We start from the raw sequence: 17,263 nt of genomic DNA, 5'->3' as shown, positions 1-17,263 counted from the left end.
CGACTGGCCTATTTCACCGACACACTTGGTCCGCCCTCGACCGCCAGCACCAGGCGCCGGTTGGTGATGCGCGCGAGCTGCGCCAGCCGGCCGGCAGGACGCTCGCCATAGAGGTCGGCGAGCGAAGCCGGCAGCACCAGCGCCAGCGCGCCATTGCCGCGGCTCTCCCATTTCAGCCTCGGCATGACGCCCGGCATTGCCGCTGTGAGGAGATAGACCACACGCATCATCGCCGCCAGCACGCGGGCGCGCTCGAGCAGGCGCGGCGGCGCCAGCGCTTTGATCTCGGGCGCGATGCCATCGTTGAAGATGCCGTCATGGCGATAGGCGTTGGCCAGGGCCAGATAGGCGCGGCCGGGATGATCGACGCCGATGAAGGAGGCATGCGCGATGATGTTGAGCGACTGCCTACCGCGATATTCCGGATGCGCGCGCCAGCCGATATCGGCGAGCAGGCAAGCTGCATGGCGGTAGCGCGCCTCGTCTTCGGTCTCGTCAATGCCGAACGCTTTGAACGCCTTCCCGGTCCATTCGACCAGATCATGGGCGTGATGCACCGAGCGCGAGCGCAACAGCGCCAGTTCCTCAGCCGCCGAGATCAGCGGATCGGCCTTCTGCTCCTCGGCGTCGAGCAGCGAATAGAGGAAGCCCTCGCGCACGCCCTGCGCCGAAACGACGATCTTCGACGGCTGCATCGCCGACATGATCTCCTGCAGCACGACCGCGCCGTAAGGCAGGAGCGAGCGGCGGTTCTTGGAAACGCCCTCGATACCGCGCACCTTCTCGACCTCGCCCCTGGCCACCTGCTTCAGGAAGGCCTGCGCGCTGTCGGCCGAAATCTCGTAGTGATGCATGACGCCAAGCGGATAGTTGGTCATCTCCATATGCAGCCTGGCGAGGTTTCGCCAGGTGCCGCCGACGGCATAGAAGACCCTGCCCTGTCCGCCCTTGAGCAGCTTTGCCCGCGCCAGCTCCTGGCGCGCGATCTTCTGCGCCTGGACAAGCGAGTTCTTCGCCATGTCCTGCAGACGCAGGCCGCCAAGCGGCAGCGTGATGCCGTCGCCCATCGCCTCGCGATTGATGTCGATCAGCTCGAGGCTGCCGCCGCCAAGGTCGCCGGCGATGCCGTTGGCCGGATGGAAGCCTGAAATGACGCCGAGCGCCGAATAATAGGCCTCCTGGCGACCGGTGAGCACACGAATCTTGGTCTTCAGCACGTCTTCGGCGCGGTGGATGAAATCGGGGCCGTTGCCCGCCTCGCGCGCCGCGGCGGTAGCCAGCACATACATGTGCTCGGCGCCCGCCTGATCCGACAGTGCGCGGAACCGGCGGAATTCCTCCATCGAGCGCGTCACCGCTTCGGGGTCGAGCTTGCCCGTCGAAACGATGCCGCGGCCGAGGCCCGCCAGCATCTTCTCGTTGAACAGGAGCGTGGGCGAGCGCGCGAGCCCCTCATAGATGACAAGGCGGATCGAGTTCGATCCGATGTCGATGATCGACAGCGGCCGCCGGTCCTGAAGCCGGCCCTGGGAAACTGCAATCACGCGGCGGCGTTCTTCTTGCGGCGCTTGAACTGGGCAATGCGCTTGGGCGCATGCGATTTCAGCGCGTCGCCCCGTCCGGAGAGGCTCGGATTGGTCATGAAATATTCCTGCGCGTTGAACGGCTCCTCGCCCTCCTCCAGCACAACGCGCCGGGAGGTGCCGTCAGCCAATACGTCGAAACTTTGCTGGTTGTCCATGACATTGCCCAGCATGATCTGGCCAAGCACCTGTTCATGCACAGTTGGATTGGTGATGGGCACCAGGGTTTCGACGCGGCGGTCGAGATTACGCGGCATCATGTCGGCGGACGAGATATAGACGATCGCCTCGTCCGACGGCAGGCCGTGGCCGTTGCCGAAGCAGAAGATGCGGCTGTGCTCGAGGAAACGGCCGACGATCGATTTGACCCTTATGTTCTCGGAAAGGCCCGGCACCTGCGGCCTCAGGCAGCAGATGCCGCGCACGACGAGGTCGACCTCGACGCCGGCGCGGCTGGCGTCGTAAAGCGCGTCGATGACGGTCGGATCGACCAGCGCGTTCATCTTCATCCAGATGCGCGCCGGCCGGCCTCCGCGAGCATGGACGATCTCGTCCGAGATGTGTTTCAGGATGCGCTTGCGCAGTGTGAAGGGCGATACGGCAAGGCGCATCTCCTCGGCGGGCTCGGCGTAGCCGGTGATGAAATTGAAGAGCTGCGCGACATCGCGCGCGATCGTCGGGTCGGTGGTGAAGAAGGACAGGTCGGTGTAGATGCGGGCGGTAACCGGGTGGTAGTTGCCGGTGCCGAGATGCACGTAGTTGCGCAGCCGGCCATCCTCGCGGCGCACGATCAAAGACATCTTGGCGTGGGTCTTCAGCTCCAGGAAGCCGAACACGACTTGCACGCCGGCGCGTTCAAGGTCGCGCGCCCAGCGGATGTTGGCTTCCTCGTCGAAGCGCGCCTTGAGCTCGACAAGCGCCGTAACCGACTTGCCGGCCTCGGCGGCGTCGATCAGCGCGCGCACGATCGGGCTGTCGTTGGAGGTGCGATAGAGCGTCTGCTTGATCGCCACCACTTCCGGGTCGGCGGCGGCCTGGCGGAGGAACTGCACCACCACGTCGAAGGACTCGTAGGGGTGATGGACGACGATGTCTTTCTCTCGGATGGCGGCGAAGCAGTCGCCGCCATGCTCGCGGATGCGCTCCGGAAAGCGCGGATTGTAGGGCGTGAATTTGAGGTCGTCGCGCGGAATGGCGACAATCTCGGATATCTGATTGAGCGCCAGCGGCCCGGTGAGCACGCTGATACGGCTCGACGAGACGCCGAGCTCGCCGGCGACGAAGTCCCGCAACGCGGCCGGCATCAGCGTGTCGAATTCGATGCGGATCACCGAGCCGCGGCGGCGCCGCTTCAGCGCCGTTTCGAACAGGCGCACCAGGTCTTCCGACTCTTCCTCGACCTCGATGTCGCTGTCGCGGATGATGCGGAACGTGCCGGAACCCTTGACCTCATAGCCGGGGAAAAGCTTGCCGATATAGATGCCGACCACTTCCTCCAGCGGGATGAAGCGCACATGGTGCTTGCGGTCGGGCAAGCGGATGAAACGCCTGAGCGCCACCGGCAGGCGCAGCAGCGCGCTCATCTCCTCGCCGTTCTTGCGATGGCGCAGTTGCAGCGCGATCGAGAAGCCGAGATTGGGGATGAAGGGGAACGGATGCGCCGGGTCGATCGACAGCGGCGTCAGCACCGGGAAAACCTGCTCCTGGAAATGCTCTTCCAGCCAAGCCTTCTCATCCTTGGTGAGCGCGTCACGGGTGATGCTTTCGATGCCTTCCTTGTTGAGCAGGATCATCAGCGCCGAGAGGCTCTTTTGCTGGTCCTCCTGCAGGCGCTCGACCTCGCGCAGCAATTGTTCGAGCTGCTGCTCGGGCGTGCGGCCGTCCGGGCTTTTCAAGGCGATGCCCTCGCGCACCTGGCCGGCAAGGCCAGCGACGCGCACCATGAAGAACTCGTCGAGATTGGCGGCTGAGATCGACAGGAAGCGCACGCGTTCGAGCAGCGGATGATGCTCGTTCAGCGATTCTTCCAGCACGCGGCGGTTGAACTGCAGCCAGGAGAATTCGCGGTTGACGAAACGGTCGGGATTGCCGCCCTCCGGGCTGGCCGCCTCGACGGTGATGAACTCGCTCTGCACTGGCTTCAGTTCGTTCATGGTTTCCCGCTCTTGCCCGCAACCGTCCTTGGGAGCGCCGCATATTGCCGTTCGGCGACGCTCTAACATGTCTTTGTGACGCATGATCGTCACGGAATCGCTCCGACGCCGGCCTCACGCGCTTAACCGGCTCAACTTATCCTCTGCCAGGCTTTTGCGACAGTTTGATTTCATCGATCTTGCAAACTGGGCTGTTATGCTCCAGATGCAGGCTGGTCACACCCACTGGCCGAACCCAATTGGAGACGACGATGGCAGGCGGCAGCATTCCCCATTTCCAGAACGACGCGGGCCATCCGGTTATCGAGATCGGCGTCAAGGAATTCATGTGCACCGGCGCCAACCCGCCTTTCGACCATCCGCATGTGTTCCTCGACATGGGCGACGACGATGAGAAGGTCTGCCCCTACTGCTCGACGCTCTACCGCTATTCGCCATCGCTGAAAGCGACGGAAACGCAGCCGGCCGGCTGCCTCTATGTCGATCAGGCCGCCTGATCGCCTCTTTCGACCATGACTGAAACACCGTCCCGGCAGATCGTTATCGCCGGGGCTGGTCTTGCCGGGCTGACGGCGGCGCTTGCCTTTGCCGAGCGTGGCTTCCCGGTAAGACTGTTCGAGCAGGCCAGGCAACTCGAAGCGGCCGGCGCCGGCCTCCAGCTTTCCCCCAACGCAACCCGCATCCTGCGCCGGCTCGGCGTGCTCGATCGCCTGCTGCCCAATGCGATCCGGCCGCAAGCGGTAGTGCTGAAGGATGCAAGAAGCCTGCGGGAGCTGGCGCGCGTGCCGCTTGGGGAAGCGGCAGAAAAGCGCTGGGGCGGGCCTTATCTCGTGGCGCACCGCGCCGACTTGCAGGCGGCGCTGATGGCGGCGGTGGCGCTGCGGCCGGACATCGAGCTTATCACCGGCGCGCGCGTTACCGGCATTGCCATCGACCCGCAAAGCGTCACCGCGACGGTCGAAATCGACGGCAAAGCGACGGATGTCGCGTGCGGTTTGCTGGTCGCAGCCGACGGCGTCTGGTCGTCGGTTCGCGCCCAGCTTGCCCGAACGACCGGCTTTGCGGCAAGCCGCTTTTCAGGCGAGCTCGCCTGGCGCGCGACGGTCACGGCGGAAAGCGCCGCCGCCCAGGCCTTTATGCAAATCGGCGCTGCCGACTGCGTCACCACCTTCCTGCATCCCGGCTTCCACATGGTCACCTATCCGGTGAGCAAGGGCAGCGCCTTCAACCTTGCCGCCTTCACCAAGGGCGAGCGCATCGCCGAAGGCTGGTCCGGGCATGCCGATCCCGCCATACTTTCAGCAGCCATGCGGGGCACGGCGGCAACGCTGGCGAAGCTGGCGGCGCTTGCCGGGCCGTGGACGGCCTTCCCCATCCACACGGTCGCGCAACGGCGCTGGACCATGTCGGAGGGAGTGGCACTGATCGGCGATGCCGCGCACGCCATGACGCCCTTCGCGGCGCAGGGCGCGGCGATGGGGATCGAGGACGCCTCGATGCTCGCCAATCTCGTTGCCGACTTCCCTGGCGATGCAGCTCAGGGCCTTGCCATCTGGGAAAATCTCAGACGCCCGCGCGTCGAAAAGGTGCTGAAACGCGGCGCTCTCAATCGGCTGGCCTGGCACGCATGGGGACCGGTGGCGATCGCGCGCAACCTGGTGCTCACGGCGCGGCCGGCGGACAAGCTCGCCGCGGACCTGGACTGGCTCTATGGCTGGGAAGAGCGGAAGGTTGTGAGGCGGTAGCACGCCCGACGGCCAGATAGGCTGGCAGGACAGAGGGAGGCGAAGGAATGAGGCGCCTCTAGTTATACAGGCTCAGCGACCAACCCAATGACACCGGCAGCGGGTTCCACAAACCTGTCCGGATGCCGGCAGTGCGCAATGCCGCCGCCGTCCAGGTGTTGCAGCCGACCAGCGCGTTGAAGTGGCCGTTGGCCTCGTAGAAACGGTCGTAAGTTGAATAGCCCGCATTTTCGATCGGTATCAGTCCGCCAGGCCCCTGCCGGAAGCCTGCCGCGATATAGTCGAGCAGCGCCGAGAAATGTTCCCCGTCGACGTCAAAGCCGGCGACATCCGGATGCGCCTCAAGGATAGCGCCCGCGACATCGACATGCATCACCGCGGCGTCGAGCGTAAGCGCCTTCAGCACCGGCATGGCCTTCAGTTGCGACCAGGTCGGCGTCTCCAGATAGAAGGCGCGGCCGCCCCAGCCGAAGATGAAATACCGCGCCTCCGACGCGTCGGTCGGCAGGCCGGCATCGACCAGAAAGGCAAATCGCCGGCGCACGTCATCATCGACCGGTATCGCAATGTCGGTGTGAATCGGATTCCTCAACAACAGTATGTGCCGCGTCCCCTCGCCTTCGGCCCGTGCGGCCGGCCAGAGCGGACGTGGCACCAGCGTGCCGAGCGCGGCGGCAAGCACTACCGCTCCCAAGAGCATCACCAGATATCGCAGGACTCGTCTCATCGGATGCGGTAGTTCCATCTTGTTTGGGGCGATTCCAGGAAGGCCTGACGATCAGGCTCGACGATTCCGGAGCGTCAACCAAAAATGAGCCGATCCTTGTCCGATCGCCCGAATGCAAAAAAACCCGGCTGTTTCCAGCCGGGCTTCCGAAAATTAGCGATTGCGCCCGCTCAGTGCAGGATCTGCGACAGGAAAAGTTTTGTGCGTTCATGGCGCGGATGGTCGAAGAACTCGGCCGGCGTGTTCTGCTCGACGATCTGGCCCTGATCCATGAAGATCACGCGGTTGGCGACTTTGCGGGCAAAGCCCATTTCGTGGGTGACGCAGAGCATCGTCATGCCCTCCTCTGCCAGCCCCACCATCGTCTCCAGCACTTCCTTGATCATTTCCGGATCGAGCGCGGAGGTCGGCTCGTCGAACAGCATGATGCGCGGATTCATGCACAGCGAGCGCGCGATCGCCACGCGCTGCTGCTGCCCGCCGGAGAGCTGGCCCGGATATTTGTTGGCCTGTTCCGGTATCTTGACGCGCGTGAGGAAATGCATGGCGATTTCCTCGGCCTGCTTCTTCGGCATCTTGCGCACCCAGATCGGCGCCAGCGTGCAGTTTTCCAGGATGGTGAGATGCGGGAACAGGTTGAAGTGCTGGAACACCATGCCGACCTCGCGGCGCACCTCGTCGATCTTCTTCAGATCGTTGGTGAGTTCCTTGCCGTCGACGATGATCTTGCCCTTCTGGTGCTCCTCCAGACGGTTGATGCAGCGGATCATGGTCGACTTGCCGGAACCGGAGGGACCGCAAATGACGATGCGCTCGCCGCGCATCACCTTGAGGTTGATGTCCTTAAGCACATGGAACTCGCCATACCATTTGTGCATGCCGACGATGTCGATGGCGACATCGGTGGTGGAGATGTGCATCTTGGCGGCGTCGACCTTGATCTCTTCCGCGCTGACGGCGTTTTCGGTGGCCATGGCTGGTTCCCCTTTTATCGTTTGATTTGATGCATTCGTTACCCCAAAACCGCTACACTTTGGGCGACATGCATCAGCGTTTGTAACCGGTGTCGAGCCGGCGTTCGGTGTACATTGAATAGCGCGACATGCCGAAGCAGAACAGCCAGAATACGAAGGCGGCAAAGATTAGGCCGGACCTCGCGGTCTGCGGCGTCGCCCAGTTGGCATCGGCAAAATTCTGCTTCACCACGCCGAGCAGGTCGAACATCGAGATGATGAGCACCAAGCTGGTGTCCTTGAACATGCCGATGAAGGTGTTGACGATGCCGGGGATGACCAGCTTCAGCGCCTGCGGCAGCACGATCAGGCCCATTTTCTGCCAGTAGCCGAGGCCGAGCGAGTCGGCGCCCTCATATTGCCCTTTCGGGATTGCCTGGAGGCCGCCGCGGATCACCTCGGCCATATAGGCGGCGGCAAACAGCGACACGCCGATCAAGGCCCGCAGATATTTGTCGAAGGTGACGCCTTCCGGCAGGAACAGCGGCAGCATGACGCTGGCGAAGAACAGCACGGTGATCAATGGAATGCCGCGCACCATCTCGATGAAGACGATGCACAGCCATTTAACGATCGGCATCTTCGAACGGCGGCCGAGCGCCAGCACGATGCCCAGTGGCAGCGATACGGCAATGCCGACGAAGGAGAGGCTGAGGGTAATCAACAGGCCGCCCCAGCGCGCGGTCTCGACATACGGAAGGCCGAACACGCCACCGATCAGCAGGAAGAAGGAGACGATCGGCAGCGCCACGAAGAGCAGGACGGCGTTCAGCCCTTTGCGCGGCACGCGCGGGATTAGCATCGGGACCAGCAGCGCCACGAACAGGATGGCGACCAGGATCGGCCGCCAGCGCTCTTCAATGGGATAAGTGCCGAACATGAACTGGCCGAATTTGGCGTTGACGAAGGCCCAGCAGGCGCCGGTCCAGCCATCGGGCTGGATGCCGCCTTGCGCGGCCGTGGTGCAGACCGTGCGGTCCGGTCCGCTCCATTGGGCGTTGATGAAGGCCCAGTTGATAACCTGCGGCACGATCCACAGCACGATGGCGATGCCCAGCACGGTGAGGATGGTGTCACCGACGGAGCCGATCAGGTTCTTGCGCACCCAGGCATAGGCGCCGCGTTCTTCGGGCGGCGCCGGCTGCGCCAGCACCATCTCGGTGCGCACCCAGGACATGTCGTGTTCCTGCATGGCCCTACCTCTCCACCAGCGCCATTCTGGCGTTGACGATATTCATGACAAGGGACGTCACGAGGCTCAGCACCAGATAGGCGATCATCATGATGAACACGCCCTCCACCGCCTGTCCGGTCTGGTTCAGCACCGTGCCGGCGGTCGCGGTGAGATCGGGATAGCCGATGGCGATCGCCAGCGAGGAGTTCTTTGTCAGGTTGAGATACTGGCTGGTCAGCGGCGGAATGACGATGCGCATCGCCTGCGGAATAACCACCAGCCGCAGAATCGGGCCGGAACGCAGGCCGAGCGCCGCCGCCGCCTCGGTCTGTCCTTTGCTGACACCCCGGATGCCGGCGCGTACGATCTCGGCGATGAAGGCCGCCGTGTAGAAGGAAAGCGCCAGCAGCAGCGACAGGAATTCCGGCTTGATCCAGAAGCCGCCGGTCAGGTTGAAGGTCGATTGCTTCGGGAAATCGAAGGTCAGGGGCATGCCGCCGAGCAGGAAGGCGAGCACCGGCAGGCCGACGATAAGAGCGAGCGATGTCCAGAAGACCGGGAATTGCTGACCGGTTGCCTTCTGCCGCTGCCGCGCCCTGTGGGCAACGAACCAAGCCATTGCGATGGCCAGCAGCAATGCGACGCCGATCAGCCAGGAGCCGTCTCCCCAGACAGCTCGCGGCAAGTAGAAGCCACGCTGGTTGAGAAAGGAACCGAAGGGCAGATGGATGCTTTCGCGCGGCGGCGGCAGCACGGCGAGCACGCCGGAATACCAGAAGAAGATGACCAGGAGCGGCGGGATGTTGCGGAAGATCTCGACATAGACCGTGCAGATCTTGCGGATCAGCCAGTTCTGCGACAGGCGGCCGATGCCGATGGTGAAGCCGACGATCGTGGCCAGCACGATGCCGGCGACGGCAACGATGATCGTGTTGAGCAAGCCGACGACGAGTGCCCGGAAATAGGTCGAGTCGGACGTATAGGCGATTGGCGTGTCGGAAATGTCGAAGCCGGCCCTGCTCCTGAGGAAACCGAAGCCTGACGCGATGTGCAGACGCTGCAGGTTTTCGATGACGTTGTGGACGATCCACCAGATCGAACTGAACAGTAAGACTACAACCAGCGTCTGAAAGAATAGGCTGCGTATTCTCGGGTCATTGATGAAGGAGCCGCGGCTCGGCTCCTCGCGAAGTATTTCCTGCGAAGCCATGGACCGTCCCCTGGAAAGAGAAACCGGGAGGCAGACGACCTGCCTCCCGGATCACGTTTCAATCAGCGGATCGGCGGACCGTATTGCAGGCCGCCCTTGGTCCATAGCGCGTTGATGCCGCGCGCGATCTTGAGCGGGCTTCCCGCGCCGACGTTGCGCTCGAACATTTCGCCGTAGTTACCCACAGCCTTGACGATGTTGACGACCCAGTCGTTGGAGAGGCCGAGATCGGCGCCGTACTTGCCGTCGGGCTCGGTGCCGAGGATACGCTGAATGTTCGGGTCGGTCGACGTCTTCATCTCATCGACATTCGCCTGGGTGATGCCGGCTTCTTCGGCGTTGAGCAGCGCAAAATATGTCCAGCGCGCGATATGCGCCCACTGGTCGTCGCCCTGGCGCACGGCCGGGCCGAGCGGCTCCTTGGAGATGATCTCGGGCAGCACGACGTGGTCGGCCGGCGAGGACAGCGTCAGGCGGATGCCGTAAAGGCCGGACTGGTCGGTGGTGTAAGCGTCGCAGCGGCCTGCGTCATAGGCGGCGTTGACCTCTTCCAGCTTCTCGAACACGACGGGGTTGTATTCCATCTTGTTCTTCTTGAAGTAGTCGGCGAGGTTGAGCTCGGTCGTGGTGCCGCTCTGCACGCAGACCGCGGCGCCCGAAAGCTGCAGCGCGGAGTTCACGCCCGGCAGTTTCTTGGCGTTGATCATGAAGCCTTGGCCGTCATAGTAGGTGATGCCGACAAAATCGAGGCCGAGCGCGCTGTCGCGGTTGCTGGTCCAGGTGGTGTTGCGCGACAGGATGTCGATCTCGCCCGACTGCAGGGCGGTGAACCGCTCCTTGGCGCTGAGCGGCGTGAACTTAACCTTGGAGCCATCACCGAAGACGGCGGCCGCGACGGCGCGACAGAAATCGGCATCGATGCCCTTCCATTCACCCTTGTCGTCCGGCGCCGAGAAGCCGGCCAGGCCCGTCGAGACGCCGCACTGGATAAAGCCCTTCTGCTTCACGGTGTCGAGCGTGCCGGCCGAAGCGGCGGACGCCATGAACCCGAGCGCGGCGACGCCAAGGATGCCGATTGCAATATGTTTCATGACCCACAGACCCTTTTCTGTCATAGGCGCCCCTGCTGCCAGGCGACGCTTGATCTTTTTCGTTTGTGAACGCAGCTCCCACTTTGAGGCCCACTCCCGGACCCGCATCGGTAACGATGCGCTGCCTCCCATTCACGAAACGCATCGAAGGCGATTATTCCTGTGAGGTCAAGGGAAATGACCGAATCCCGGGAGGTTTGAAAAGCAATTGCCGCGAATGCCTGAATTGCGCACAGGAGCGCCATGAAACCGGCCGGCCATGCAAACAAATCGGTCAAGTTGCATCGCCGCGTATCCACGGCTGGCCAGTAAAATCCGCTTCGGCAATAGCTGCGCTTTATTGGACGCGCACGCCGTCGGATTGGCCCAGCGGAAGACCGGCTTTTGGCGGCCCCAGCGCGGTTGCGCCGGCTTTGCCACCGCTTTATGGCTGGTCCCCAGACATCATTCGACAGGCGACGAACCATGGCTAGAGACGGCATCGAAATGGGCATCAACACGCTGCTTGCTCATTCCGGCAACAATCCGCGCGATTATTTCGGCTTCGTCAATCCGCCGGTCGTGCACGCATCGACGGTGCTTTATCCAGACGCCGCCTCGATGGCAGGGCGCAGCCAGAAATACACTTACGGCACGCGCGGCACGCCGACGATGGATGCGCTCACGCTCGCCGTCGATGCGCTGGAAGGCTCGGCCGGCACGATCGCGGTGCCTTCGGGGCTGGCGTCGGTGACGGTGCCGCTGCTCGCCTTCCTTGCCGCAGGCGATCACCTGTTGATCGTCGACAGCGTCTATCACCCGACGCGCCACTTCGCCGACACGATGCTGAAACGGCTCGGCATCGAGGTCGAATATTACGAGCCGCGCATCGGCGCCGGCATCGCATCGCTGATCAAGCCCAACACCAAGGTGGTGTTCACCGAATCGCCGGGATCGAACACCTATGAGGTGCAGGACATCCCGGCGATCGCCAAGGCGGCGCATGCCGCGGGCGCTATCGTTATGATGGACAACACCTGGGCGACGCCACTCTACTTCAAGCCGCTCGACCATGGCGTCGACATTTCGATCCACGCGGCGACCAAGTATCCGGCCGGCCATTCCGATGTGTTGCTCGGCCTGGTCTCTGCCAACGAGATCTATTGGAGGCAGCTCTACGAGAGTTTCTGCACGCTGGGCTGCTGTTCGGGACCCGACGACATCTATCAGGTGCTGCGGGGCCTGCGCACCATGGGGGTGCGGCTCGAGCATCACCGCAAGAGCGCGCTCGATATCGCGCGGTGGCTTGAGGAGCAGCCGGGCGTCGCGCAAGTGCTGCACCCGGCGCTGGAAAGCCATCCCGACCATGCACTCTGGAAACGCGATTTCTGCGGCTCGAGCGGCGTCTTCTCGGTCGTGCTCAAGGGCGGCGGACAGAAGGCGCAGCACGCTTTTCTCGATGCCCTTAAGATTTTCGGGCTCGGCTATTCCTGGGGCGGCTATGAGAGTCTCGCCGTTCCGGTCTTCCTTGGCGACCGCACGCCTGCCGAAGGTTCGTATGCCGGCCCGCTGATACGGCTGCAGGTCGGGCTGGAGGATGTCGAGGACCTGAAGACCGACATTCTCCGCGGCCTTGCCGCGGCGGCTGCCGCCGAGTGACGGCCTGATCAGCGGAAGATTCCGACCAGACAAAGCCTCTGCCCAAGCGTAGCATGGCCGGTGCAAGCCGTTCGGGAACCTTTTGTCGGCAGGCGCATCCAATCGCGCATGTGACGTTGCCGGGAGATCGGGGCGAGATGAGACAGCCTGCTATTGAAGCCGCCGAAATCGGTGCGGTCGAGGCCGGCGACATGGCATTGGTCAGCCGGGCGCTTGCGCGCGATCCTGGTGCGTTCCGCGCCATCATCAAGACGCACAACCAGCGGCTCTACCGCATCGCGCGCGGCGTGGTGCGCAATGACGCCGAGGCCGAGGACATCGTACAGGAGGCCTATATGCGCGCCTTCTCCAGTCTCAGCAGCTTTCGCGGCGAGGCTTCGCTTTCCACGTGGCTGTCGCGCATCGTCATCAACGAAGCGCTCGGACGGCTGCGCAAGCGCAGGCGCACCGTGGCGATGCCCGGAAATCCGGAGGCGCAGATCATCCGGTTTCCCTCGACACAAAACGACTTGAATCCAGGCGACGATCCGGAGCGGACGATGGCGCAGCGGCAGATCCTCGGGCTTGTCGAACGGGCGACCGACAGCCTTCCCGATGTCTATCGTACCGTTTTCGTGGCCCGTGTCATCGAGGGCCTCAGCATAGAGGAAACCGCCGACCTGCTGGGCGTGAAACCCGAGACGGTGAAGACCAGGCTGCACCGGGCGCGAGCGCTGGTGCGGAAGGCGCTGGACGACGAGATCGGCCCGGTTTTGCTCGACGCCTTCCCCTTCGCCGGTCGTCGCTGCGAGCGGCTGACGCAGGCGGTGATGAAAAGGCTGGGATTCGAGCCCTAATTTCGATCTCCCGCTCTTTTCCCGGGAACGTTTCGTTCTTGCCCGCATCCAATGGCAGTCAACACCAGATGAAGCCCGAGGCCAGCGCCGCCGGGCGAAGGAGATGCTATGCTTATGCGACCGACCGCCACCCTCGCCGCCCTTTTCTTCGTGAGCACGTCCCCGCTGGCGCTAGCCGCCGAAAAGCCCACCGACCCGCAGATCGCCCACATCGCCTATACCGCTGGCACGATCGACATCGAAGCGGCCAAGCTGGCGATCAAGAAGTCCAAGAACAAGGAAGTCGTGGACTTCGCCAAGGACATGGAGCGCGACCATGAGGCGGTGAACAAGCAGGCGCTCGACCTGGTGAAGAAGCTGAAGGTCACACCCGAGGACAACGACACCAGCAAGGCGCTGGCCAAGGCCGCGAAGGAAGAACGCGCCAAGCTGGCGAAGCTGAAAGGGGCTGCCTTCGACAAGGCCTATATCGACAACGAGGTGGCCTATCACAAGCAAGTCGACGGCGCGCTCGAAACCCTACTCATCCCTTCGGCGAGCAATGCCGAGTTGAAGAGCCTGCTGGAGACCGGTCTCAAGATCTTCCAGGGACATGAGCAGCATGCCGAACATGTCGCCGGCATGCTGAAATGAGGCCGCTGCTTCTTGCGCCGATGCTGGCGACCGTGCTCATCGCGTCGCCAGCGCTCGCGGCGACGATAGAGGTGACGATCGACAAGCTGGTCTTTTCGCCGGCAAGCGTCCAGGCCAAGATCGGCGACACGATCGAGTGGACAAACCAAGATATTCTCGCCCACACCGCCACGGTCAAAGGCGGCTGGGATGTGATGATCCCGGCAAAGTCGAAGGGCAAGGTCACGCTCAAAGCGGCGGGGACAGTGGACTACTTCTGCCGCTTCCACCCCAACATGAAGGGACGTGTCGAGGTGACCCCCTGATCAGCCGGTCCCTTTGATCAGTCTCCCCCGAGGGCGAGGCGCGCGCAGCGCCTCGCAATCGTCATGCCCGATTGCGGCACGCCGCAGAGGCACACTCCTTGCCGAAGCCAGGACATTCGGGTGAATTGCGAACCGATTCCGCAAACTTCGTAAGGCCTTGACGCGATTGACAAAGTGGAGGCCGTTGGCGGCACGCCACTGGCTCCGCGCCGAGCAATAATATTCCCTTCAGCGCCGACGAAACGGATTGGTTTGGCTTTCCAGTTTACGCCGTTGGCGGCATTGCCGATCGCACAAGATTTCCCGTTTGACAGGGCCTGCCATGGCGTTTCGCCTTTTCGTTCCGATCCTTGCCGGCGCGACCCTTCGCGAACGGCTGCTTGCCTGCATCGGCGCGACCATCGGCATCGCGCTCACCGGCATGATTAGCGGACTTGCAATGGGCAGCGGCCCGCTTGTGGCTATGCTGGTGGCGCCCATGGGCGCTTCCGCCGTGCTCCTCTTTGCCGTTCCGTCGAGCCCGCTGGCGCAGCCCTGGTCGATCGTCGGCGGCAACACGATTTCGGCGTTGGTCGGCGTGACGGTCGCGCATTTCGTGCATGACGCGGTGATAGCCTCCGGCCTTGCGGTGGCGCTGGCGATCGCCGCCATGTCGTTCACACGCTCATTGCATCCGCCGGGCGGCGCCGCGGCCCTTACCGGCGTGCTCGGCGGGCCGGCCGTTGCAGCCGCCGGCTTCCTGTTTCCCTTTGTGCCGGTGGCGCTGAACTCGACCATCCTGGTGGCGCTCGGCTTCCTCTTCCATAAGTTGTCGCGACGCAACTATCCGCATGCGCATGTGCCCGCCGCCAGCGGGCACGGAACCGCCGACCGGCCGCCGGCAGAGCGCGTCGGCTTCAGGCCCGAGGATGTCGACGCCGCGCTGTCGGCGCTCGACGAAACCTTCGACATCGACCGTGACGACCTTGAGCGCCTGCTGCGCCAGGTCGAACTGCAGGCGGTGGTGCGCTCGCAGCGCACGCTGCTTTGCCGGGATATCATGTCCCGCGATGTGATCTCGGTGACCGAAACGGCCTCCGCCGACGAGGCGCGCAAACAACTCATCGACCACAACATCCGCACCCTGCCGGTGCTCGACACGAACGGCCGTCTCACCGGCGCGGTCGGCTTGCGCGAGCTGACACGAGCGACCGACACCGTGAAAGGGGTGATGTCGAAAGCCGGCACAGCCTCGCCCGACACGCCGGCGATGAGCCTGCTGCCGGTGCTGACCGACGGCCGCAGCCATGCCGTGGTGATCGTCGATAGCGAGCGGCATATCCTCGGACTGATCACCCAGACCGACCTGCTGGCGGCGGCCGCGCGCGTGCAGGCATCGGCGCCGCTCAAAGCGGTGGCATAGAGCTGGACCGATCACCCAGGATGTCCCCGCTCGCCATTCGATCGAGCCGCCGCACCGCTCGTTTGTCTCGGCCGGCCGGGTGACATGCGTCCATGTGCCGTCATAGATCGGCTTGCGCCGCCGCAACTCCGGTGCGGGCACGGATGGCGGGCAAAGACGGTGCTTAGACCTGCACGTTACCGATCAATGCTGTCCGCGGCCGGGACTGCGCCTTTCAGGACCAGGCCAGCCAAGCGGTGCCGGCGAGAAGCGTCACCAGCGTCAGCGGCAGGCCCACCTTGAAGAAGGCTGAAAAGGAAAGTTCCTTGCCGGCCGCTTTTGCCTGCTCGGCGACGATCAGATTGGCGACCGAGCCGAGCAGCGTGAAGTTACCGGCAAGCGTCGAGCTCATCGCGACGATCAGCCAGGCGCGCTCCGGATTTTCCAAGCCGGGGATGAAGGGCCGGAGCGCCAGCACCGCCGGCACATTGCTCATGATGTTGGAAAGCACCGCGGTGAAGCCGGAGAGCCGCCAGACATCGTCGAGGCCGATATTCTTCGCCCAGGCGATCATATCGGGCGTGAGCAGCGTGCGCTCGGCGCCAGCCACCACCACGAACAGGCCGGCGAACATGAAGAGCAACGGCCCGTCGATCTCGCGGTAGATGCGCTGCGGCTTGATTGCCCGGGTGACCAGCAGGAAGGCGCCGGCAATCAGCGCCGCCTTGGCAACGGGAACGCCGGCAAAGAAGGCGAGCGCCAGCAACACACAGACGATGGTGGCCTTCAGCACCTGCCCGGGCAACATGCGGCCGCGATAGACTTCCGGGCTGAGCTCTGCAGGGCGAGAGAATTCGGCGCGGTAGACGATCCGCACGATAACGATGACGCAGAGCAGGCCGAACAGCGCCACCGGCGCGAGCGCCAGCGTGAAAGCCGGATAGGAAATGCCCGACAGCGCGCCGATCACCATATTCTGCGGATTGCCGGTGATGGTGGCGACGCTGCCGCAGTTCGAGGCCGTGCAGGTGGCGATGAGGTAAGGCACCGGGTTGCGATTGATGACCCGTGTGAGATGGACGACGATCGGCGCCATCACCAGGCAGATCGCGTCATTGACCAGGAAGGCAGAGAGCACGCCCGTCAACAGCGTCACCATCACCAAAAGCATGAAAGGCGCATGGGCATGCTCGATGGCAAAGCCGCCAAGCGCGCGAAACGCGCCTGAAACTTTCAGATGCGCGACCACGATCATCATGCCGAGCAGCAGCGTGATGGTGTCGAAATTGATGGCTTTGTAGGCGTCGTCGATGCCGATCGCGCCGATGGCGATCATGGCCGCGCCACCCAGCAGCGCGATGCCGGCGCGGTCGAGCCGCAGGCCCGGGATGCGGCCGACGGCGACGCCGGCATAGGTGGCTACCAGGATGAAAAGCGCGCCCGCGCCTGTCCATGTCATTGCTAAGAAAGATCCCGTTGCCTGCCCTGCCGGCAGAAATCTGCCGTTGCGTGGAGTGGCCCCACATTTAGCAAGGGCAGCGCAAAGGGAAAGCGCGCAAGCACATGAAGTGCGATAACGCTTTCGTGGGTTTCACATTCATAAACCCTAATGTAAAGAATGGTGAATTAACATATCTGACCGATAATCCAGGGCGTTGGGGACTAAACGGATGAACACGGTCGTTGAAGCGGAACATCGCATTCCGTCAAAGGAGGAATTGGTGCGTCCGCAGGAATGCTCCCGCTGTCACGGGGCGAAGAAGGTTTTCGTTTG

15 protein-coding genes are annotated in these 17,263 nt (G+C 63.4%); 7 read left to right on the top strand and 8 right to left on the bottom strand.

All coding sequences use genetic code 11. From position 1 onward, the window contains the following. Positions 1–8: 8 nt before the first annotated feature. Positions 9–1,544: an exopolyphosphatase gene (gene ppx, locus LB553_RS20590; RefSeq protein ID WP_224516143.1), complete on the bottom strand. Its 1,536-nt coding sequence runs from the start codon at positions 1,542–1,544 to the stop codon at positions 9–11. Beyond that, positions 1,541–3,736 (bottom strand): RNA degradosome polyphosphate kinase, encoded by a 2,196-nt coding sequence (locus LB553_RS20585; RefSeq protein WP_224516142.1) that lies wholly within the window; start codon positions 3,734–3,736, stop codon positions 1,541–1,543. The genes ppx and LB553_RS20585 overlap by 4 nt, the downstream gene beginning before the upstream one ends. Positions 3,737–3,987: 251 nt before the next feature. On the opposite strand from LB553_RS20585, the gene LB553_RS20580 reads away from it, so the two are divergent. Together LB553_RS20580 and LB553_RS20575 are read left to right on the top strand one after the other, a co-directional pair. Further along, positions 3,988–4,233: a zinc-finger domain-containing protein gene (locus tag LB553_RS20580; protein ID WP_224516141.1), complete on the top strand. Its 246-nt coding sequence runs from the start codon at positions 3,988–3,990 to the stop codon at positions 4,231–4,233. Between the two features lie 15 nt (positions 4,234–4,248). Beyond that, positions 4,249–5,481, top strand: coding sequence for an FAD-dependent monooxygenase (locus LB553_RS20575; RefSeq protein WP_224516140.1), 1,233 nt, complete (start codon positions 4,249–4,251; stop codon positions 5,479–5,481). A gap of 58 nt (positions 5,482–5,539) precedes the next feature. Here the strand turns inward: LB553_RS20575 and LB553_RS20570 are convergent, their stop codons facing one another. The 5 genes from LB553_RS20570 to LB553_RS20550 all read right to left on the bottom strand — a co-directional run bounded on the left by LB553_RS20570 (position 5,540) and on the right by LB553_RS20550 (position 10,696). Beyond that, positions 5,540–6,208, bottom strand: coding sequence for a TIGR02117 family protein (locus LB553_RS20570; protein WP_224516139.1), 669 nt, complete (start codon positions 6,206–6,208; stop codon positions 5,540–5,542). Between the two features lie 170 nt (positions 6,209–6,378). After that, a complete protein-coding gene (locus tag LB553_RS20565; protein ID WP_318011513.1) occupies positions 6,379–7,182 on the bottom strand; it encodes an amino acid ABC transporter ATP-binding protein in 804 nt (267 codons plus the stop codon). 73 nt (positions 7,183–7,255) lie between these two features. Then, a complete protein-coding gene (locus tag LB553_RS20560) occupies positions 7,256–8,413 on the bottom strand; it encodes an amino acid ABC transporter permease (RefSeq protein ID WP_224516138.1) in 1,158 nt (385 codons plus the stop codon). A 4-nt stretch (positions 8,414–8,417) separates the two neighbouring features. Continuing rightward, on the bottom strand, positions 8,418–9,605 hold the full coding sequence (locus LB553_RS20555) for an amino acid ABC transporter permease (protein WP_224516137.1): 1,188 nt from the start codon (positions 9,603–9,605) through the stop codon (positions 8,418–8,420). A gap of 62 nt (positions 9,606–9,667) precedes the next feature. Then, complete coding sequence (locus tag LB553_RS20550; protein WP_224516136.1) at positions 9,668–10,696, bottom strand: amino acid ABC transporter substrate-binding protein; 1,029 nt, start codon at positions 10,694–10,696, stop codon at positions 9,668–9,670. A gap of 465 nt (positions 10,697–11,161) precedes the next feature. On the opposite strand from LB553_RS20550, the gene LB553_RS20545 reads away from it, so the two are divergent. From LB553_RS20545 to LB553_RS20525, 5 genes are all read left to right on the top strand, one after another. Then, positions 11,162–12,334 carry a cystathionine beta-lyase gene (locus LB553_RS20545; RefSeq protein WP_224516135.1) on the top strand — a complete coding sequence of 391 codons (1,173 nt, stop codon included), beginning with the start codon at positions 11,162–11,164 and terminating at the stop codon, positions 12,332–12,334. A gap of 137 nt (positions 12,335–12,471) precedes the next feature. Beyond that, positions 12,472–13,170, top strand: coding sequence for an RNA polymerase sigma factor (locus LB553_RS20540; protein WP_224516134.1), 699 nt, complete (start codon positions 12,472–12,474; stop codon positions 13,168–13,170). Positions 13,171–13,278: 108 nt separating this feature from the next. After that, positions 13,279–13,803 (top strand): DUF4142 domain-containing protein, encoded by a 525-nt coding sequence (locus tag LB553_RS20535; RefSeq protein ID WP_224516133.1) that lies wholly within the window; start codon positions 13,279–13,281, stop codon positions 13,801–13,803. Further along, positions 13,800–14,108: a cupredoxin family copper-binding protein gene (locus LB553_RS20530; protein ID WP_224516132.1), complete on the top strand. Its 309-nt coding sequence runs from the start codon at positions 13,800–13,802 to the stop codon at positions 14,106–14,108. The genes LB553_RS20535 and LB553_RS20530 overlap by 4 nt, the downstream gene beginning before the upstream one ends. 322 nt (positions 14,109–14,430) lie before the next feature. After that, positions 14,431–15,510 carry an HPP family protein gene (locus LB553_RS20525; RefSeq protein ID WP_224516131.1) on the top strand — a complete coding sequence of 360 codons (1,080 nt, stop codon included), beginning with the start codon at positions 14,431–14,433 and terminating at the stop codon, positions 15,508–15,510. A gap of 214 nt (positions 15,511–15,724) precedes the next feature. Here LB553_RS20525 and LB553_RS20520 read toward each other — a convergent pair whose 3' ends face one another. Continuing rightward, positions 15,725–16,948, bottom strand: coding sequence for an anion transporter (locus tag LB553_RS20520; RefSeq protein ID WP_224516130.1), 1,224 nt, complete (start codon positions 16,946–16,948; stop codon positions 15,725–15,727). Positions 16,949–17,263 lie beyond the last annotated feature (315 nt).

The organism is Mesorhizobium sp. CA8 (assembly GCF_020164955.1).
Classification (GTDB): domain Bacteria; phylum Pseudomonadota; class Alphaproteobacteria; order Rhizobiales; family Rhizobiaceae; genus Mesorhizobium.
Note: the sequence above shows the minus strand (reverse complement) of the source record. Positions and strands in the feature narration are given on the sequence as shown.